This window comes from Hahella sp. CR1 (assembly GCF_029813005.1).
Lineage (GTDB): Bacteria > Pseudomonadota > Gammaproteobacteria > Pseudomonadales > Oleiphilaceae > Hahella.
In genome coordinates, this window is record NZ_JAPELK010000005.1 from 504574 (window position 1) to 525162 (window position 20589).

The window sequence follows — 20589 nt, forward strand, 5'->3', positions numbered from 1 at the left end:
ATTGTTTGTCATAAGCGCGGCTCTGGAGTTGCATAATGAATGCTAAGAGGTAAAACTTTTTTCCTTACAGCATGCCTGCAAATATTTTCTAATCAACGGAGCTCGGAGATCGTAAATGCGGAAGTTCGCCAGGATTCTATTAATAATGACTTTGGGTCTGGTTGCTCTGGCGGCCAGGGCTGAGACTTATGTTGAAGGACAGCACTATAAAACGTTGCCGGCGCAGATTCCGGTGCGCGACGCTTCTAAGATCGAAGTGGTGGAGTTGTTCTGGTACGGCTGTCCTCACTGTTACAAGTTTGATCCTCTGGTTAACGCTTGGAAAAAGAGTTTGCCGGAAGATGTAAGCTTCTTCCGTTCGCCAGCGGCTTTCAATAAGATCTGGAAGGCTCATGCTCAGGCTTTCTACACGGCGGAAGCATTGGACGTTTCAGAAAAAATGCATCAGCCGCTGTTCGATGCGCTGGCGAGAGATCACCAGTCCATCAACTCCGAAGATGATTTGGCTAAATTCTTCGCTGAGTATGGCGTGGAAGAAGCACAGTTTAAAAAGGCCTATAATTCTTTCAGTGTGAAGTCCAAAGTTGAGCAAGCCGCTTCACGTGCGCTTTCTGCCCGTGCGACAGGGGTGCCTGCGTTGGTGGTTAATGGTAAATACCGCATAGACGCTATTCGTGGCGGTACTTACGAGGATATGCTGAAGGTTGCCGACTTCCTGATAGATAAAGAGCGCCAAGCAAAAGGTTCTTGAGAGGGCGCTAACTAAACTAACGTAGTAGGAGTGCTGGGGCGTGTATCAAAAGTTCAGAGATAAGTTCGGCGCCCTACTACCTCGTCGCTCTCCCGTCATGGAGGGCGACATGAATGCAGCTGAAGAATTTCCCCACCACAGACATATCCGTCTTCTCAGTTTTAATATTCAAGTAGGCATTTCGACTGCGGCATATCGTCATTATGTGACGCGTAGCTGGCAGCATGTTTTGCCTAGTCAGTCCCGTAATAAAAACCTTGATCGTATCGCTGCTTTGCTGAGCCAGTATGATGTGGTAGCGCTGCAGGAGTGCGATGGCGGCAGTATTCGTAGCGGCTTTGTCAATCAGGTGGAATATCTGGCTGAGAAGAGCGGGCATCCATACTGGTTCCAACAGTTGAATCGAAATCTTGGGCGTATTGCTCAGCACAGTAATGGGCTGTTGAGTCGTTATCGGCCGAACTCGGTTACGCAACATAAGTTGCCTGGCGTTATTCCTGGACGGGGCGCGATTATCGCAACTTATGGCGATCCCACTAATCCTCTTGTTGTGGTGATGTTGCACCTGTCATTGGGTGAAAAGGCGCAATGTCAGCAATTGGAGCATGTCTGCGAGTTAATTGACGGATATGAGCATGTTGTTTTGATGGGGGATCTGAACAACCATGCGGAACAGTTGCTAAGCTCTACGGCGCTGGGACGCACGACTCTGGTGTCTTTACCTGAGCGAGTGAATACCTTTCCGAGCTGGCGTCCTGAGCGCTCCCTTGATCATATTATGGTTAGCCCCGGGTTGCAGATCAGAAACGCTGGTGTGGTATGTTTTCCCGTGTCTGACCACCTCCCTGTTGCGGTAGATGTGGCGTTGCCAGTAGGGTATGGAAAAGGACAGGCGTAAAAAAACCCGACTAGGCCGGGCTTTCATCAGCCAAGCTGAAAGGGCTTGGCCGTTATCTTGAAGAAGTAAGATGCTTACTTGATCTTGGCTTCTTTATAAGCAACGTGCTTGCGAACAACAGGATCAAATTTTTTGATCTCCATTTTCTCAGGCATAGTGCGCTTATTTTTAGTAGTAGTGTAGAAATGGCCGGTTCCAGCTGAAGAAACCAATCTGATCTTCTCGCGCATAATATAGCTCCTTAAACCTTGCCGCCACGTGCGCGAATATCGCTCAGCACTTTATCAATGCCGACTTTATCGATGATTCGCATACCTTTAGTAGAAACACGCAACTTAACGAAGCGCTTTTCATTCTCGACCCAGAAACGATGAGTTTGCAGATTCGGAAGAAAACGGCGCTTGGTTTTGTTGTTTGCGTGAGAAACATTGTTACCAGTTATTGGGCCTTTGCCCGTAACCTGACAAACTCTAGACATTTGACTCGCCTCCAACCAAACGTTGGTACTGAAAAATTCCTGCTTCTGGGTGGAGAATTTCCCGCTTTACCCAGACCCGTAAAAATGAGCACGACTTTATAGCAGAAAGAGGCTTTCAAGGCAAAATATTTTGCATTTTTTGCACAATTTCCAAAGGGCTTGGCGCATCTCTTTATGCTTTTCAGTCGCAAGCGCTTCTTTATATGGGCGGAGAGTTTAAATCCAACCCCGCTCCGCCAGAGAAACGACTTCTCCGTCGCCGACAATCATATGGTCCAGAACTCGCACGTCAACCAATCTCAGCGCTTTGCGGAGAGTTTCTGTGATTTCCTTGTCGCTAAGACTCGGCTCTGCGACGCCGGACGGATGATTGTGAGCGAATATTATAGCCGCCGCGTTGTGTTTTAGCACTCTGCGCACCACTTCCCGTGGGTGCACGCTGGCGGAGTCGATAGTGCCGCGGAATAACTCTTCGTAGGCGATGACGCGATGTTGGTTGTCCAGAAATAAGGCGGCGAAAACCTCATAAGGATAATGTCGCAGGTGGGCGCTCAGATATTCCCGCGTCAGTTCGGGGCTGGTGAGATTATGGCTTCGCTGCATTTTTTCCTGCAGGTAGCGCTTGGCGAGTTCCGTCGCCGCCTGCAATTGACTGTATTTTGCTTCGCCTAAACCAGGAACCTGGGTGAATTCATCCAGGCTGGCGTCCAGTAAGGGGCGAAGCCCGCCGAACTGGTTAATGGTGTCGCGAGCAAGATCCACCGCGCTGCGGCCGCGAGAGCCGGTTCGGAAGAATATAGCGAGAAGTTCGGTTTCACTTAATTTGCTGGCGCCATGGGCGATAAGCTTTTCGCGAGGACGGTCGGCCTTTGGCCAATCGGAGATAGGCATACAAAATCCCTTTACTGATTTGTTCATCCATTAAATACATCTTTGCTTTGATATGCTGCGGCAATCAAAACGGCCGCTATTATATACAAATGCGATGAAAAAAAAACGGACTGGTGCTATCGTAGCCCCAGTCAAAACGGGGACAGAGTGAAGTAACGCGATGCTTACCGGCAGAAAAGTTTTACTGGCGATCACGGGTGGAATCGCCGCCTATAAATGCGCTGAACTAACCCGATTGTTGGTAAAAAGCGGCGCTGAAATACAAGTGTTGATGACGTCAGGCGCAAAAGCGTTTATCACCCCGTTAACCTTCCAGGCGCTATCAGGCAGACCCGTTAGAGACAGTCTTTTGGACCCCGAAGCCGAGATGGGGATGGGGCATATCGAATTGGCCCGTTGGGCGGACTTAATCATTGTTGCGCCGGCATCCGCGGATGCTATCGCCCGAATCGCGGGCGGATTAGCGGATGATTTGCTCACCACTGTGCTGCTCGCCAGTGAAGCGCCGTTGGCGGTGGCTCCTGCGATGAACCAAGCCATGTGGCGCAATCCAATGACTCATGCGAATGTGCAAAAACTGGTTTCGCTGCGACCTCGTACCTTTATATGGGGGCCTGATGCAGGTGAGCAAGCCTGTGGAGACTTGGGGCCCGGGCGGATGTTGGAGCCGGCTGCTATGCTTGCTTTGACGGAAGCGTATTTCGCCTTGGGAGATCAGCTTAGGAACTGCAGCGTCGTGATTACTGCTGGGCCGACCCGTGAACGTATTGACCCGGTGCGTTACATCAGTAACGACAGCTCAGGAAAAATGGGGTATGCCTTGGCGGAGGCTGCGGCCGGGATGGGGGCTCAGGTCACTTTGATCTCCGGTCCGGTTGCCTTGGCTAAGCCCGGCGGAGTGAAGGTCGTTAATGTGGAAGGCGCATTGGAAATGCATACGAAAGCCTTGGCTGCGGTGCAGGCGGGTGCTGATATCTTCATTTCCGCAGCGGCGGTCGCGGATTATCGGCCTGTAGCTACGGCTGACCAAAAAATGAAAAAGACCGCTGAGCAGCTACAGATTACATTGACGCGCAACCCTGACATTCTCGCGGATATCGCCGCCTTGCAAAACGCTCCATTTACGGTTGGCTTTGCTGCGGAAACCCAGAAAGTGGAAGAGTACGCGCGCGGCAAGTTGGAGCGTAAAAATATTAATCTGATCGTCGCGAATGATGTTTCTCGCAAAGACATCGGTTTTAACAGCGATGATAACGAAGTTTCCCTCATTAGCCGGGATGAGGTGATTCCAATAGCTAAACAATCCAAGCAGGCGCTGGCGGGACAACTAATGTCTCACATCGTCCAGCAATATCGAAAAACACTATCTACTGATAATTGAATTTGGTCTGAGTTTCATGAAACAAGCATTACTCGTGAAGGTTCTGGATAAACGTCTGGGCAAGGAAATCCCACTACCCGCATACGCAACTGACGGCTCCGCTGGTCTGGATTTGCGCGCCTGTCTGGCGGAACCTGTCACGCTTCAACCAGGGGAGACTACGCTTATACCCACGGGAATGGCGATTCATCTCTCTGACCCCGGATTGGCGGCTATGCTACTGCCCCGTTCAGGCTTGGGACATAAGCACGGAATCGTCCTGGGGAATCTGGTTGGTCTGATTGACTCGGACTATCAAGGCGAGGTCATGGTCTCGTGTTGGAACAGAGGGAACGAGGCATTCACCATTAATGTTGGCGAACGCATAGCGCAGATGGTGATTGTGCCTGTGGTGCAGGTTGGTTTTGAGATTGTTGACGATTTTAATGACAGCTCTCGTGGCGCAGGCGGCTTTGGTTCAACGGGAACTAAATAAGCATTTGCTCGTTTTGATAACCGCCGCAACTAAGCGGCGTAGGCCGAGTTGCAGTAAATGTGTATTCTTTACATGACGTTAGCTTCAGTGTGCGAAGGGCGTGCTGAGGCCATGTGGCGAAATGCGAACAAAAGGTAAATTGGCTTATCAATGAAACCGATGAAAAAGAAGCAGGCGGAGACTAACGGCAAAGCGAACGGTAACGGCGCAAAGAAGCCCAAGCCGGCCCCAGCGAATAAAAGCAAACAGACGGAAACCAAAGGGCTTGCCGGTCCGGGGCTTTTTGCCGGATTGAGCGCAGCCTTGGCGGCGGTTTGCGTCGTCGTCACCGCTTTTGTATTAAAAGCCACGGTACTGCAGCCCTTGATGGATGAAGTCAATGCCGCGACCCAGAAGAGTAATCTGGATGCGGCGGTGTCCGTCATTAATAACCGTCTGAAATTTATCGAGGATCAGGTCGCAGTCTTGGCGGGCAGTGTGGACGCTGCCAGATTTGTGGATGATCAAGTGCGTGCGCAAGTTACAGGTATCGCTACTAAAACGTTGCCTGCCGCAGTGCGGGCGGTGGCGTTTCAGAAGGGAAGAGGCGTGCGCGACACGGAAACTCCGGTGCCGGTGAGCTTCGCCAGCCTGGATATGGTGCGTAATGTAGAACAAGGCAAGGCGGTGCGCCTGGAAGCCTTCGTATCTAACGAAAAATGGTTTATTCAAGTCGTAAAGCCGGTGCAAACAGATTCCAACGTGATTGTGGGCACGGTTTTAGTGATGTTCAGCACTGAGATTCTGGAGCCGACCTGGCGCCAGACTGGCGGTGGGAAGTATCAGCTGCTGCAGTCCGTTGGCGGACAGCAACGAGTGGTGATAGAACATGGCCAAGGCTCAGGCGACAAGCTTGTGGGCGGTACGGCGCTGCCGCAATGGCAAGTGGCGTATTACCCCAACGAGTCCGCCCGCTTTTCATATAGCGACCAGATGTTGTGGATCGTCGCGCTCGCTATTGCTTTATTAGCAGCGGGATTAGCGGCTGCGCCCGTGTTTTTGCTTACGAAGAAGGTGCGCAAGGATATTTCCGCGGTCACTGCATTTGGCCAAGCCTGCATCATGGGAGAAAAGCCGAGTTCGCCCAAGATCTCTTTGCTTGCGTTCCATTCTATGGTCGTGTTGCTGGATCAGGCGCGTCAGACAGTTGTGAAGCGCTCAATCCCCACTAAATCCAAAGCCACGGCTGCTGACTCAGGGGCTGAGGCGGCTCCGGCTAAGAAAGCGCCTCAGCCTGCCAAAGAGGAGGCTGCGCCGCTGTTTAATGATGATGCGCTGGATATCAGCATGCTGGGAGAGGACGACGATCTGCTGGGGTTACACGATGACGAGCCTGCCTCAGACTTTGGCGAGGGCGCGTCAATGGAGGTCAACGAATCCCAGGTTGTGAATGTCTCCGATACCATATTCCGAGCCTATGATATTCGCGGAGTAGTGGGCGATACCCTGGATGCTAAAGTGGTGTACGAGATCGGGCGAGCGCTGGGCTCTGAAGCGCGCCAGAAAAATGTGACGGACATGTGCCTGGGCTATGACGGCCGTGAATCCAGCCCAGCTTTGGCGAAGGCGCTGGCGCAAGGGATTATGGCGACCGGCGTTAATGTCATTAATGTGGGGCTGGTGCCTACACCAGTACTCTATTTTGCTGCGCATCATACGCAAACGCTCTCTGGCGCGATGGTGACTGGCAGCCATAATCCCGCCGAGTATAACGGCGTTAAGATGATGTTGGCGGGAGACACGTTGGCGCAGGCTGAGATTCAGAAGCTGCTGCAGCGGATACGTACGCAGAACTATATTAAAGGGCAGGGGGAGCTGAGAAATCAGGATATCCGCCAGAATTATATCGACGCCATCGTCAATGATATTGCTGTTGCTGCGCCGCTTAAAGTGGTGTTGGATGCGGGTAATGGCGTTGCTGGCGATATTGCGCCCAAGCTGATTGAAGAACTGGGCTGCGAAGTAACGCCGCTGTTCTGCGAGGTGGATGGCAACTTTCCAAATCACCACCCAGATCCGGGCAAGCCGGAGAACCTGCAAGCGCTTATCGCCAAGGTGAAGGAAGTGGGGGCGGATATTGGCGTGGCCTTTGATGGCGACGGTGACCGCATAGGCGTGGTTACGGCGAAAGGTAAGATTATCTGGCCGGACCGTCTGTTGATGTTGTTCGCCAAGGATGTCGTTTCCCGTAATCCCGGCGCTGATGTTATTTTCGACGTGAAATGCAGCCGCCGACTGAACTCCCTTATTTCCAGCTATGGCGGCCGTCCGATCATGTGGCGGACCGGACACTCCCTGATCAAGGCCAAGATGAAAGAGACGGGCGCATTGTTGGCGGGAGAGATGAGCGGCCATATTTTCTTCAAGGAGCGCTGGTTCGGTTTTGACGATGGCATATACAGCGCCGCTCGTCTGTTGGAAATTCTTGGTATCGATGAGCGCAACGCAGACGCTGTGTTTGACGAGTTCCCGGAAGATGTTTCCACCCCGGAAATCAACGTTGCGGTCAGTGACAGCAGCAAGTTTATGGTCATGGAAAAACTGTCTCAAAACGCATCCTGGGGCGACGGTAACGTGTCCAGTATTGATGGCGTGAGAGTTGAGTACGCTGATGGCTGGGGCCTGTGCAGGGCTTCCAATACCACGCCAGTGCTGGTGCTGCGCTTTGAAGCGGAGAGTCAGGAAGCGCTGGCGCGCATTCAAAAAGTTTTCCGCGACCAGTTGTTGGCCGTGGACCCTTCTTTGTCTATTCCTTTTTAAATCACAGCGGGTCCGGGAGTGGGCTCGCTGAAACTGTGCGTTGAGATTCGCAGGAGACTAACGGAATTATGCTTGATCGAGATAACGCCCTCCAGGTTGCGGCGGTATTGAGCAAAGCGCTGCCTTACATACAGCGCTTTGCGGGGAAAACCATTGTGATCAAATACGGCGGCAACGCCATGACGGATGAAGAGTTGAAAAACAGCTTCGCCCGAGATGTGGTCATGATGAAACTGGTAGGGATCAATCCTATCGTTGTGCATGGCGGCGGCCCGCAGATCGGAGATTTGCTGCAGCGACTTAATATCAAATCCAGTTTTATAAACGGACTACGTGTCACGGACAGTGAAACCATGGACGTGGTGGAAATGGTGCTGGGCGGTTCGGTTAACAAAGACATCGTCGCCCTGATCAACCGCAATGGCGGTAAAGCTATCGGTTTGACTGGCAAAGACGCCAACTTCATTACTGCGCGAAAACTGGAAGTCACCCGCGCCACGCCTGATATGCAAAAGCCGGAGATCATCGACATTGGGCATGTCGGGGAAGTAACGGGCGTACGCAAAGATATCATCACCATGCTCACTGACAGCGATTGTATTCCTGTTATTGCGCCTATTGGCGTCGGTCAGGATGGCGCGTCCTACAATATCAACGCCGACCTGGTCGCAGGTAAAGTTGCTGAAGTACTGCAGGCGGAAAAGCTGATGTTGCTTACCAATATCGCCGGCCTGATGAATAAGGAAGGCAAAGTGTTGACTGGCCTGAGCACAAAGCAAGTCGACGAACTTATCGCTGACGGCACTATTCACGGTGGAATGCTGCCCAAGATCGAATGCGCCCTGTCAGCGGTGAAAAATGGCGTGCATAGCGCCCATATCATCGACGGCCGGGTTCCCCACGCCACGCTATTGGAAATCTTTACCGATGAAGGCGTAGGCACCTTGATAACCCGCAAAGGCTGCGACGACGCCTGATCTAGCGCCAAACCGCAGAAAAGCCTTCAGGCTGAGGCCCGGTTCACACCGGGCCTGTTTGTTTTTGCGGACTAGGCTGCTTTAATTAAGTCGCGCATTGATTAGTAAGCAAATATTCGGATGCTGACCTCATGAAGAAATTTATAGTCACTACTTTTTTAGTTGTATTAGGGGCCTATGGGGCGTTCAAAGGATTGGTCTGGTATCAGACGGATCAGGCTATCGCTAGATTTAAAGAAGCGACGGCGCTTCATATGGCGGTGGATTATGGCTGGATCAGCTCCAACCTGGAAGGCGAGATAATTATTAAGGATATTAAAGTTACCCCTTATCAGTTAAGGGAGACTATTCCTATTCAGGAAATTAGTCTGAAGTTTCCTTCTGTATTCGCCATGCTTGACTACTACTCTCCGTTGAATCGTCGTTCGCCGCAAAGCGCGGATGCAGCGATGCCTGATTCGCTGGAAATTTCGGTGGTTCACGCTAATCTGCCGATGGTGGACTCTTGGGAGAACTACAAATCGGAGCCCAATGGTTCCCATGATATTGGGGAGTTCCTGGCGATCGACTGCGGTGACGTAGATGGCGTCGATGTTAAAGAGATGCGTGAAATGGGATATGACCGCCTTCAGGTCGACGCATCCTGGGGATATAACTACAACTCAATGTCTTCCATGTTGAGTCTGTTTTTTAACACAGATATCCAAGGTGTAAGCAATATCCAGGGGCGCCTGGATATTGATGTGGACCGAAACTTCTCTTGGCCTCCATCTGAAGGAACCAAGTTGCCACGCCTCAAATATCTAACGTATTTGTATGAAGATGCATCCTTTATCAAACGCCTGACTTTGTTCTGTACTAAGAAAACAGGCGACAGCCCTGCGCAATTCGTAGAAGGAAGTGTGGAGAAGAGCCAGCAAATTATGGCTGAGGCCGGCGTCACGCCAAGCGCTGATATGATCAATGCGTATGCAGACTACTTAAAAGGCGATGGTTCTTTTGAGTTTATTCTGAATCCTGTTGAGGAACTGGACTACAGCTTGCTGGCCTTTATGGACATGAGCTCCATCGTAGATGCGCTGGGGCTGCAACTCCGCATGAACCAAGTCATGATCCCGGATTTGAGCGCAACCATCGATCAGGCTAAGTTGAAGGCGTTTCTGTCGCCGCCGCCTGTGGTTGTGGAAGCTCCCAAACCGCCGCCGCCCAAGGTTGAAAAGGCTTATCGTCAAGTCGAAGTGGAAGAGCTTGATGCATATGTGGGGTATCCCGTTAGGCTGAAGGAAAATTCCGGTAAGTTGATCGAAGGCAGCATCGAAAAAGTGCTGGAATACCAGATAGACGTAGCTGTGCCATTGCAGACGGGGTCGGTGAGCTTCCATATCAAGAAGCGCGATATTGCAGAGATTAAGGTATATAAATAGCCATAACGCGGCTGCCTGAAGGGGGCCGTTATAACATTCAAGCCTGAGGAGTGCGCATGCCCGAACTGCCGAAGCTGGAAACCATGATCCGCGAGCTAGTCGCCATTCCTTCCGTGAGCAGCACATTGCCGCGATGGGATCAAAGTAACCGCCCTGTGGTGGAGCGATTGGCGCAATGGTGCGAAACCTTGGGGATGGATGTTGCGTTATTGCCAGTGAACGAAGCAGGCGATAAATGGAATTTAGTCGCCAAGGCCGGGCAGGGCGAAGGTGGTTTGGTGCTGGCGGGGCACACGGATACAGTGCCCTATGACGATGGCGCCTGGAATAGCGATCCGTTCAAGCTGAGTGAAAGGGATGGCAAGTGGTACGGCTTGGGCGTTTGCGATATGAAAGGCTTTTTCGCTCTGGCGCTGGCCGCCTTGGCGCCAGCTCTGCCGTATCTGCGCAAACCGGTGACATTGATCGCTACTGCGGATGAAGAAAGCTCGATGGATGGCGCGCGACGGCTTATGCAGGCGGCCAAAAATTACGGCGACTACGTCGTCATCGGTGAGCCGACCGGTATGCGGCCCATTCGGCAGCACAAAGGCATTTTGATGGACGCCATCAAAGTAGAAGGCCGCTCTGGCCATTCGTCGCAACCCGCGTTGGGACGCAATGCGCTGGAGGCGATGACGGATGTGATGATCAGTTTGAGAGAGTTGCGCTCGTCATGGGTGGAGCAATACAGCAATCCTGGTTTTGAGGTCCCTTATCCAACCTTAAATCTGGGGTGCATCCATGGCGGCGACAACCCCAACAGAATCTGTAAAAGTTGCGAACTGCAGTACGACGTGCGCTTAATGCCGGGAATGCCCATGGAGACGGTGCGTGACAGCATACGCAGCCAATTGCGTAGCATTGCGGAAAAGCATGAAGTAGATATTCAGTTACGTCCTCTGTTTGACGGCGTAGACAGTTTCCAGGAACGTGAAGACAGTCGTTTGGTTCGCATATGCGAAGAGCTGACGGGCAAAGCCTCTGGAACCGTAGCGTTTGCGACGGAAGCCCCGTTTTTCAAGCAGTTGGGAGCGGAAACGGTTGTCCTGGGTCCTGGAGACATTGATCAGGCGCACCAGCCTGATGAATACGTGTCTCTGGATCGAATTCCCCCTATGATGAAACTGCTGGAAGAGCTTATACGACGTCTGTGTCTATAGTGCTCCGAATAAGTTATTTCCCCGGACTTTTCAAATCTGCAAATTGCCTTATGCTAAGCGGCAGTCGCTTCTGTTGGAGAGTGAGTAGAGCTTCAGTATGAGCGTATGGCTGGATTAACCGCCTGGGATACGCCCAGGAAAGAATTGAGACTGGCGACTATGAATGAATTAAATCAGGAAAAACCTCCCTCCCTCGGTGCGCAATCCGGCGGCGCCGTGCAACGCGATCCAGCGCAGCAGGTTTACTGGTTCCGACATTCTTCGCCTTATATTAACGCCTATCGTGGCCGGACCGTCGTTATTCTTCTTACTGGCGAAGCGCTGGCGCATGCTGGAATAAACACAATTGTGCAGGATATCTCTCTGCTCAACAGTCTGGGCCTGCGTCTGGTCGTTGCTTTCGGAGCCCGGCCGCAGATTGAGGCCAGACTGCAGGAGTCCGACCTGCAATCCCACCATCATCATGGCGTGCGTATTACTGATGGGGAGGCGTTGCCTTGCGTGTGTGAGGCGGTTGGACGTTTGCGCACGGAGTTGGAGGCCAAGCTGTCCTTGGGATTGGTGAATTCTCCCATGCACGGCGCTGCGTTGCAGGTGATCAGCGGCAACTTTGTTATCGCCAAACCTGTGGGGGTAGTGGATGGAGTTGACCACTGCCATACGGGCTTTGTGCGTAAAGTCCAGGCGGAGCCCATTCACAAGCTGTTGGCGATGGGACAGATCGTCCTGTTGCCTACCTTAGGATATTCGCCGACTGGAGAAGTCTTCAATCTCTCTTGTGAAGATGTAGCGGCTTCCGCTGCAGTGGCGTTGAAGGCGGATAAGCTGATCGTTTTTGGCCCTAAACGTGGACTGACTGGGCCGGATGGCGGTGTTCTGCGTGATTTGTCAGTGAATGATGCATTGCAGCATTTGCAAAATTTATCCTCCGACACAGAAGAATATCGGCAACTTTCTTCAGTTTGTCGCGCCTTACAAAATGGCGTGCGGCGAGCGCATCTGATCAGCTATGCGGAAGACGGCGCCTTACTGCAAGAAATGTTTACGCGTGATGGCGTAGGCAGCTTAATCACGGATGATTCCTACGATGAGATTCGCCCTGCAACCATTGACGATGTCGGCGGCATATTAGCGCTGATCCGGCCATTGGAAGAGCAGGGCATACTGGTAAGGCGGTCTCGCGAGCTGTTGGAGCAGGAAATTGGCAACTTCATCGTAGATGATCGCGACGGCGCTATCATAGGTTGCGCCGCCCTGTACCAGTTCGAAGATGAGCGCTGCGTGGAGCTGGCCTGTGTCGCGGTCAGAAACAGCTATCGCAAGCAGGGCCGTGGCGACCAGCTGTTAGCCTACGCTGAGCGGCGCGCCAAATCCGCCAATATGAGCAAACTCTTTGTTCTGACCACACAAACAGCCCACTGGTTTATCGAGCGGGGTTTTCAGCTGGGGCAGGTAGCGGATTTGCCGGTGAAAAAGCAAAGCATGTATAACCTGCAACGCAACTCGAAGGTGTTTGTGAAAAATCTGGACTAAGTGCTCGCCGTCCTCTATTTATCTGTCTCACTCTCAAATGAACTGGCCACGCTTGGCTGCGCCAGTTCATTCAGTTTTCTCAATACCTCCATGCGTTCCTCTTTAGTCAGGTCAGTCAAAGATCCCGACCACTGATAAAATGCATTGAGGTCGCCCAGCTCGCGGATTTTGTAACGTAATCCAGGCGTCCATTGGTGGTAATTGGCGACGGTAAGTAACTTGGCGTTGTTAATTGGCGCACTGAACCAACGCTCATAGCCTGAAGATATCTTGCGCTGTTGCGTCAGCTCTGCGTATCGGGCGCGTAATGCCTCAATGATTTCAGTCTTGCGGGCGCGTTTGTCTTCCGCAGATATGTCTTCTTTATAAAGCGCTTCCAGTTCACTAATCGTTTGCTTCACCAAGGCGACGAACTGTTCCCGGCTCTGGGCGCGTTCGGCGTAGCGCGCGTTAATGGCGTCTGCAGAGTAGGCGCTGAGTAGAGGTGGAGTATTCTGAGAGGAGGTGCTGGAAGTGTATTGGATATATCTCTGCACTCCTTCCTGCTCGACGGCGGTCGCCCAGCTCTCATTGAAAGCGGTGTCTCCCTTTATATACAGTCTGCGATGCGCCAGCTCGTGAAAAAGCAGTCCGGCCAGATCCACTGGGTCATACCATATAAAGGTATTCAGGACCGGGTCATCGAACCAGCCCAAGGTTGAGTAGGCCGGGACGCCGCCTACATGGGTGTCGAACGCTTCACTCGCCAATGCTTCAGCAGCCTGATGGGCGGGCTGCTCGGCGAAGTAACCCTGGTAGGCGACGCAGCCTGCGATGGGGTAACACCAGGTTTTACTGCGCATAGAAAATTCTGGCGCGGCAAAAACGTTCCAAACGACATAGGGACGCTCAAGATCAGCATATTCGCTATAGGCTTCCTCCACGGGAAGGTGTAAGGAGGCGGCGAATTCTCTGACCTGGATGACATACTCAAGCCGTTCCCGGAGGTTGGCGGGTGTCGCGTCTTCCTGCACGACTTCTTCAATGGGACGCTTTTTCTGCAAAATCTCCCACTGCCCCTGAATCGCCTGCAGCATAAACCCCGTAGATTGACAGCCTCCCAGAACCAGCAACCCCATCAGTAACAGAGGTAAAAGTTTTATAACTGGAGATAAAGGAAAGGTTTTTTTTAGTAAAGCCATCGGCGAACTCTTTCTCCAAAAATTTATTGGCTGTCTATACTGGTAATAGCGCTCTGATGCGGGCGGAGCGATAACGGCGACCGGCGCCTTCTTAGTTAATAAACTTAACCAACAGAAACCCATGTCCGAAATCAGCGGCAGAGAACAGGAGCGGCGTGCGAGTCAACGGCGCCCCATACAGTTGAGCGCATCTCTCGACTTTAAGGGATTGAGCGGCCTGTCATGCACAATTGCGGATTTCTGCCCGGAAGGCGTTTATGTCACTTATCCCACAGAGACTGCTCAACGGCTCAAGCATAGCGGCTTTACCGCCGGTCAGCGCGTACAAGTGAGTTTTATCGATCCTTTCGTGAATCGCAACCATGAGCTGAAGGTGAATGTGGTAAGGGCCATCGACGGCGCCATGGGTGGGAGCTTTGCGGAAGGCAATATGGCGGCGGTGACTGCTTTACTGCGCATTTGTGGCGCCGAGAACATTGGCCCCGGCGCTCCCAAGAGCTCCACGGACTCCGCCTCCCTGTTGATGAGACAGTGCGAGCGGGTCATTCACCAGCATTTGACGCCCCTGTTTGATACCTATCTGCGCTCCTTGCCGAAAAGTTTCGACGAGGCCATTAATACTGCGCCTACGGATAACCAACGCTCTCAACTTGCCGACGCCGCTATTGCCCTGGCGAAGCAGAATGAAATTTTTTCCAGCCAGTTTTTCAAACATGTTGGTCAAGCGCTGACGCCTCGAGCGGAGAGTTCCGCCAAAAAGGAAGAAGAGCGGACGGATTTATCATTAATAGATAAGTCCGAGTTTGAAGACTGGCTCACGCTGAAAGTCATGGTCACAAAGGCGGAAACCACCTATCGGGCTGTGCTGGTGCAGTTGAAGATGCGCCTGGACGCAGCCGGAGTGGTTTGCAACAAGGGATATAACAATGCAGTGGGGCCGCCGCTTTTATGTTACGCCTTGCGTGACACCTTGATTCAACTGCATTTACCTCTGCCAGCAGAACGCTTGTGTCTGAGAGTGTTTGAGCGCACGGTGTTGGCCGAACTCGGGCCCGTGTACGCGGAACTCAATGACCTGTTGGTTCGGCGGGGAGTGCTGCCCAATCTCGATTTGTCGAAATACATGAGCACTCCAGAGGGGGAAAAGAAGGCGGCGGAAGAGGAAAGCGCAAAGAAACCGACAGCCGAGAGCAAACAGGACTCGTTCAGTGCGGAGGATAAAGAGCGCGCTGAGCAATTGCGTCAAAAATTGATGGGCTCAAGCCAAGAGGACTCCAAACAGCCTGCCAAGCCCGTCACTGCCCCGGATCCAAACCCAAACCCTCCGCCCTCAGGAGCGCAGGGTGAAAGGGATATGCACGGCTACCTGGCGGATGCGGAAACCAGCTTTGCGGCAGTGAACAAGCTGTTTGAAATTCTGGAAAGCAATCGCGCTTTGTTGAAGCAAAAAGAGCAGCAGGCGCCTCCATTTCCAAAAGCATCCGAAGCGCCTCAGTTTCGCAATGAAGAAATATTATTCAACTTGCAGTCGGTACAGCAGGCGCCGCCTGGGGATGGCGTCAGTCTAGAAGAATCTGGGCTGCGTGAGCGCCTGTTCAGCGTGCTGCAGAATAATGAAGCAGGTTTGAAATCCTTTGGAGCGGAGCAGGACAAAGCACTGGATGTGGTGGATCGCTTTTTCGCCAGCCTTTTGAAAAACCAGAAGTTGAGCGGAATCGCCAAGATGCAGATCAAAGGGCTGGAGCTGCCGGTTCTGCGCCTGCTGATGCGCAACCCTGACTTCCTGGAGCAGAATGAAAATACGGCGCATAAGGTCATTAACCGTATTGCGCAGATCGGCGTCAAAGGGGGGCGGAGCAGTCAAACGGCCCTGGAGCGTATCAACACGCTCATTCATCGTATTCAGGTGGATCACGAACGAGATCCGGGCGTATTTGATGAAGCGCTGGCGGAACTGGATGAATTGCTGGAGCGGCAGAATTTACTCTATCGGCGGAATGTGGAAAGAGTCACCGCAGCGGCGGAAGGGCAGCAGAAAGTCGAGGAAGCCAAGCAGGCGGTGATTGACGAGATAGAGCAACGCATCGCTGGCAAGAAGGTGCCTAGAGCAGTGGCGACGTTGCTGAATGGCGGCTGGCGGGATTTGCTGTCGCTGACCTATATTCGGCAAGGCGCCTCCAGTCAGGCCTGGTATGACTACCTGAGCGTTCTGGATACGCTGATCCATGTCGGTGACGATCCCAGTTTTGAGTTTAACCTTCCAGAACTGCTGCGAATTATTCAGGACGGCCTTTCCGCTATCTCATCCAATCATATGCCGTCCGGCCATATCCGCGACGAGCTTAAACGCCTTCTCGTACGTAGCGTGGAGGCGGCGCCTGAAATGGTGACCATGCCGGATAATCGTGATGAAAGCAGTGATCCGGGCGTGCAATTGCTGGGCGAAGCCAGGCAAAGAGGGCTGCAACGCTGGCTGATGCGGGCGCAAAAACTGAAGGTGGGAGATTGGCTGCGATTAGAGCGAGACGAGAAAGAGGCCGAGTTTATCCGGCTGGTCTGGGTCGGCCGCAGCTTTTCACGTTATGTGTTCGTGAACCATCAGGGCATGAAGGTGATAGACCTGGACGCGCTGACGCTGGCGGCCTACCTGCAGAAAGGCATCGCCGCGCCGGATGAGTCGGTAGATACCCCTGTGGTCGATCAAGGTCTGGACGCCATGGTGCAGGATCTTTATGAACAGCTCAGCCACGCGTCCTCACATGATGAGTTGACGGGGCTAATTCAGCGTAAGGAGTTTGAGCGTCAGGCATTGGTGAAACTTTCTCAGTCCAGTGATGGCGATAAGTTTGTCGGGCTGCTGGTCAGTCTTGGGCAGTTCCGCCTGATCAATGAGTCCGCCGGTATTGAGGCGGGCGATCAGGCGTTGAAGGATATCGCAGGCTTATTGAAGGCGCTTTTTACGCCGAAGACGCTGGTGTGTCGGTTTGGCGGCGATGAATTCATGTTGCTGGTGGAAGGCGAGGCTACGGCGGCGGTGGAGAAAATCACCACGGCGCTACGCCAATATCAGCTGCAGTGGGAAAGCAATGTTTTCTCTATCTCCGCGAGCATTGGTTACGTCGAGGTCAGCGGCGGCGTGCTGGATGTGCCTCATATGATGCAGGCTGTTGAAGAGGCTGCTCGTCGCGCCAAGAGTAAAGGAGGCAATCGAGTTGAGGAGTTTGATGTCGACCAGGCCCTGATTGCCAGGCGAGACGCCATCGCCTCAAAAGTCGCGAGTTTGGGCAAAGAGCTGGAGAACGAGCGGGTACTGCTGCGTTGCCAGAAAATCATACCGTTGCACCCCGCCGCCAAGATGGGCGCCCAGTACGAGATACTGCTCAGCATATATGACGACAATGGCAACCTGATTCCGGCCGGAGACTTTGTTCGCGCAGCGGAAACGTATAAGCGGATGCAGGCGGTGGATCGCTGGGTGGTTGGACATATGTTGGACTGGATGTCGAAGAATCGACAGCAGATTGAAACCATGGGCGGGGTCAGCATTAACCTCTCCGGTCACTCTCTGAATGATGAGGGGCTATTGGAGTTTATCTTTGAGCGGTTGACCAAATACGACTGCCCTATGGACAAAATGTGCTTCGAAATCACAGAAGCGGCGGCGATCTCGAATCTCTGCGATGTCTCCGAATTTATCGTGGAGCTACAGGAATATGGCTGCCGTTTTTGCCTGGGTGATTTCGGCACCGCCATGGCCTCCTATCAATATCTCAAGCAGTTGCCCGTAGACCTGATTAAGGTGGATGGCTCTTTTGTTAAAGACGTGGCGACCGATCAAAATGATCAGACGATGATTCGCTCCATGACGGAAATGGCGCACTACTTAGGACGTGAAATTATCGCTCCGCAGGTAGAAACCAAAGAGTCATTGGAGATGCTGCAAAAGCTGGGCGTCGATTACGTGCAAGGCTTTTATATAGAGAGGCCGAAATCCCTGGCGAATTTCTAGGAGAACGTGGGAGCAGGGGCGTGAACGCCCCTTATGTTTTGTGTGTAGTGAGACCCGGGATTGACTTAGTCGTCGTCTTCGCTCTCGTCGTGACCCGCCATGCCTAGCTCTTTGATTTTTCTGGTTAGCGTATTGCGTCCCCAGCCAAGTAGCAGCGCCGCGTCGCGTTTTCTTCCTGCCGTCTGCTTCAGTGCGCTTTCTATCATGATGCGCTCAAAAGTAGGCACCGCTGTATCCAGTAGCCCGCTTTTACCTTTCTTCAGTTCCTGTTCGGCCCAGGTGCGCAGTGACTCCTGCCAATCCTGAGTCGGGCTGCGGTGGTTGGATTGTTCCTGCAGTTCCGGGGGAAGGTCGGAAACGTGGATTTCCCGGCCAGAGGCCATCACCGTGAGCCAGCGACAGGTGTTTTCCAACTGCCTTACGTTTCCTGGCCACGCTAGCGAACACATGTACTCTTCCGCCTCGGTTTTCAGCACCTTAGGCTCGACATTCAGCTCTTCCGCCGCTTTTTTCAGGAAATGACCGGCGAGTTTGGGAATATCTTCCCGGCGCTCGCTCAGCTTGGGCAGATGCACTCGAATGACGTTCAAACGGTGAAAAAGGTCTTCCCGAAAGCGACCCTCCTGCACCAGCTTTTCCAGGTTTTGATGCGTGGCGGCGATAATGCGCACATCCACTTTGATGGGGGTGGCGCCGCCGACCCGATAGAACTCGCTGTCCGCTAGCACGCGTAGCAGGCGCGTCTGGGTATCCGGCGGCATATCTCCGATCTCATCCAGAAAGAGCGCGCCGCCGTTGGCCTGCTCGAAACGTCCCTGACGCTGTCCGCCAGCGCCGGTAAAAGAGCCTTTTTCATGGCCGAATAACTCAGATTCGATCAGGTCTTTCGGTATCGCCGCCATGTTGAGGGCGATAAACGGTTTGCCGGCCCTGGGGCTGTGCTGATGCAAAGCGCGCGCGACCAGCTCCTTACCAGTGCCGGATTCGCCGTTGATTAACACCGTTATATTGCTGTGAGAAAGCCTGCCAATGGCTCTGAATACCTCCTGCATGGCGGGGGCTTCGCCGATGATCTCCGTGTCCTGACTCAAGGAGCTTCCCTCGGGAGCGCGGCTGGTGGCCATTTGTTCCTGCGCATGAGCCACGGCGCGTTTTACCAGAGAGACGGCGTCGTCCACATCAAAAGGCTTGGGGAGGTATTCGAAAGCGCCGCTTTGATAGGAAGACACTGCGCTATCCAGGTCCGAATGCGCGGTCATGATAATGACTGGCAGATGCGGGTAGCTGGTGTGAATCTGTCCCAGCAGACTTAGTCCGTCAATGCCGGGCATGCGGATGTCGCTGATAATCGCATCCGGTTGCTCCCGTTCCAGACGATGTAGAACGCCGTCTCCGGATTCAAATGACCGGGTATTCAGATGCGCTTGCTCCAGGGCTTTTTCTAAGACCCATCGAATTGAACGATCATCATCAATGATCCATACGTTGGGTGATGCGCTCATGATAGTGGCTCCAGTGGAATAAATATGATGAAGTTCGTACTGCCGGGCTGGCTTTCACATTCAACCAGCCCTTTATGTTGTCCGATGATGCTTTGTGTTATGGAGAGCCCCAGACCTGTCCCCTGAGCGCGACCGCTCACCATTGGGTAGAAAATGTTATTCAGGAATTCGGATGGGATGCCGGGACCGTTGTCGATGACGTCTACTCTTACCACCAAGCGATGTCGCGTATGACCGATCGTGAACTGCCTGAGCGGGCGTGTGCGTAGTAATATTTGTGGGCCGTCAGTTCCGGGGGGCGTGTAATCCTCAAAGGCTTGCATGGCGTTGCGACATATATTGAGGAAGGCTTGAATGAGCTGCTCTTTGTCACCGGCGAATTCGGGGATGCTGGGGTCGTAATCACGAATAAGCTTTATCTTGCCGGCGCTTTCTACTTCGATGAGGCTGTAAACCCGCTCCAGCACTTCATGGATATTGGTCGGCTCTTGTTTAAAGCTGCGATTGGGGCCAAGCATGCGGTCAACCAGATTACGCAGCCTATCCGCCTCATCAATGATGATGCGGGTATAGTCATGCAGACCTTCTTCCTTTAGTTCTTTGTCCAAAAGCTGCGCTGCGCCGCGGATGCCGCCCAAGGGGTTTTTGATTTCATGAGCGAGCCCGCGAATCAATATGCGGGAAGTTTCCTGCTTGGAGAGTAGCTCCTCCTCTCGACTGATGCGCAAAAGGCGATCACGGGGTTGAATCTCCATGATGACGTAGACGTCGTTGACGATATTCACGGGAGAAACTGTGTAATCAACCAGAAGGCGGCTCCCTGAGGGCAACAGAAACTCCGCCTCCCTTTGGGTGTAGGTCTGGCCTGTGCGCAGGCACTCTTCCAGACCGGTCAGCGTGGAGCTGCCTTCTATCAATAAATCCTTGATGGTGGCCCCATGGGCTCTTTGCTCGCTGGTTTCCAGCAACACTTCGGCGGATGAATTACTGAATGCAATCCGCTGCTGGGGGTCAATGACCAGCACGGAAGTGGTCAGATTTTCGAGTAAGCGAGTCTGAAAAACGATGGGTAGCATAATGTTGACCTA

General features: G+C 52.9%; 16 protein-coding genes. 10 read left to right on the forward strand and 6 right to left on the reverse strand.

What is annotated here, in order from left to right; genetic code table 11:
* Positions 1-115: 115 nt before the first annotated feature.
* The gene (locus tag ONV78_RS15445) at positions 116-751 is read left to right on the forward strand and encodes a thiol:disulfide interchange protein DsbA/DsbL (protein ID WP_216736517.1); all 636 of its coding nucleotides are present in this window, start codon (positions 116-118) and stop codon (positions 749-751) included.
* 40 nt (positions 752-791) lie between these two features.
* On the forward strand, positions 792-1649 hold the full coding sequence (locus ONV78_RS15450; protein ID WP_279504350.1) for an endonuclease/exonuclease/phosphatase family protein: 858 nt from the start codon (positions 792-794) through the stop codon (positions 1647-1649).
* Positions 1650-1723: 74 nt separating this feature from the next.
* Here the strand turns inward: ONV78_RS15450 and rpmG are convergent, their stop codons facing one another.
* The 3 genes from rpmG to radC all read right to left on the reverse strand — a co-directional run bounded on the left by rpmG (position 1724) and on the right by radC (position 3018).
* Positions 1724-1879, reverse strand: a complete 156-nt coding sequence (rpmG, locus tag ONV78_RS15455) for a 50S ribosomal protein L33 (protein WP_011394978.1) — start codon at positions 1877-1879, stop codon at positions 1724-1726.
* Positions 1880-1890: 11 nt separating this feature from the next.
* Complete coding sequence (gene rpmB, locus ONV78_RS15460) at positions 1891-2127, reverse strand: 50S ribosomal protein L28 (RefSeq protein ID WP_127968585.1); 237 nt, start codon at positions 2125-2127, stop codon at positions 1891-1893.
* Positions 2128-2343: 216 nt separating this feature from the next.
* Positions 2344-3018: a DNA repair protein RadC gene (radC, locus tag ONV78_RS15465; protein WP_127968586.1), complete on the reverse strand. Its 675-nt coding sequence runs from the start codon at positions 3016-3018 to the stop codon at positions 2344-2346.
* A gap of 160 nt (positions 3019-3178) precedes the next feature.
* Between radC and coaBC the strand changes: the two genes are divergently transcribed.
* The 7 genes from coaBC (at position 3179) to argA (ending at position 12809) form a co-directional block, all read left to right on the forward strand.
* A complete protein-coding gene (gene coaBC, locus ONV78_RS15470; RefSeq protein ID WP_279504355.1) occupies positions 3179-4399 on the forward strand; it encodes a bifunctional phosphopantothenoylcysteine decarboxylase/phosphopantothenate--cysteine ligase CoaBC in 1221 nt (406 codons plus the stop codon).
* 16 nt (positions 4400-4415) lie between these two features.
* Positions 4416-4874, forward strand: a complete 459-nt coding sequence (dut, locus tag ONV78_RS15475; protein ID WP_279504357.1) for a dUTP diphosphatase — start codon at positions 4416-4418, stop codon at positions 4872-4874.
* A gap of 150 nt (positions 4875-5024) precedes the next feature.
* The gene (locus tag ONV78_RS31930) at positions 5025-7673 is read left to right on the forward strand and encodes a phosphomannomutase/phosphoglucomutase (RefSeq protein WP_347815416.1); all 2649 of its coding nucleotides are present in this window, start codon (positions 5025-5027) and stop codon (positions 7671-7673) included.
* A gap of 68 nt (positions 7674-7741) precedes the next feature.
* Positions 7742-8650: an acetylglutamate kinase gene (gene argB, locus ONV78_RS15485; protein WP_011394984.1), complete on the forward strand. Its 909-nt coding sequence runs from the start codon at positions 7742-7744 to the stop codon at positions 8648-8650.
* 131 nt (positions 8651-8781) lie between these two features.
* Positions 8782-10074, forward strand: a complete 1293-nt coding sequence (locus ONV78_RS15490; RefSeq protein ID WP_279504360.1) for a hypothetical protein — start codon at positions 8782-8784, stop codon at positions 10072-10074.
* A 56-nt stretch (positions 10075-10130) separates the two neighbouring features.
* Positions 10131-11276, forward strand: a complete 1146-nt coding sequence (gene argE / locus ONV78_RS15495; protein ID WP_279504362.1) for an acetylornithine deacetylase — start codon at positions 10131-10133, stop codon at positions 11274-11276.
* A gap of 105 nt (positions 11277-11381) precedes the next feature.
* A complete protein-coding gene (gene argA, locus ONV78_RS15500) occupies positions 11382-12809 on the forward strand; it encodes an amino-acid N-acetyltransferase (RefSeq protein ID WP_279504364.1) in 1428 nt (475 codons plus the stop codon).
* Between the two features lie 14 nt (positions 12810-12823).
* On the opposite strand, the gene ONV78_RS15505 is transcribed toward argA, so the two are convergent.
* A complete protein-coding gene (locus tag ONV78_RS15505; protein WP_279504365.1) occupies positions 12824-13990 on the reverse strand; it encodes an aminopeptidase in 1167 nt (388 codons plus the stop codon).
* Between the two features lie 121 nt (positions 13991-14111).
* Between ONV78_RS15505 and ONV78_RS15510 the strand changes: the two genes are divergently transcribed.
* A complete protein-coding gene (locus ONV78_RS15510; RefSeq protein ID WP_279504366.1) occupies positions 14112-17999 on the forward strand; it encodes a DUF1631 family protein in 3888 nt (1295 codons plus the stop codon).
* A 65-nt stretch (positions 18000-18064) separates the two neighbouring features.
* Here ONV78_RS15510 and ntrC read toward each other — a convergent pair whose 3' ends face one another.
* Together ntrC and glnL are read right to left on the reverse strand one after the other, a co-directional pair.
* Positions 18065-19501 carry a nitrogen regulation protein NR(I) gene (ntrC, locus tag ONV78_RS15515; protein ID WP_216736525.1) on the reverse strand — a complete coding sequence of 479 codons (1437 nt, stop codon included), beginning with the start codon at positions 19499-19501 and terminating at the stop codon, positions 18065-18067.
* Positions 19498-20577: a nitrogen regulation protein NR(II) gene (gene glnL, locus ONV78_RS15520; RefSeq protein WP_279504368.1), complete on the reverse strand. Its 1080-nt coding sequence runs from the start codon at positions 20575-20577 to the stop codon at positions 19498-19500. The genes ntrC and glnL overlap by 4 nt, the downstream gene beginning before the upstream one ends.
* Positions 20578-20589: the final 12 nt, after the last annotated feature.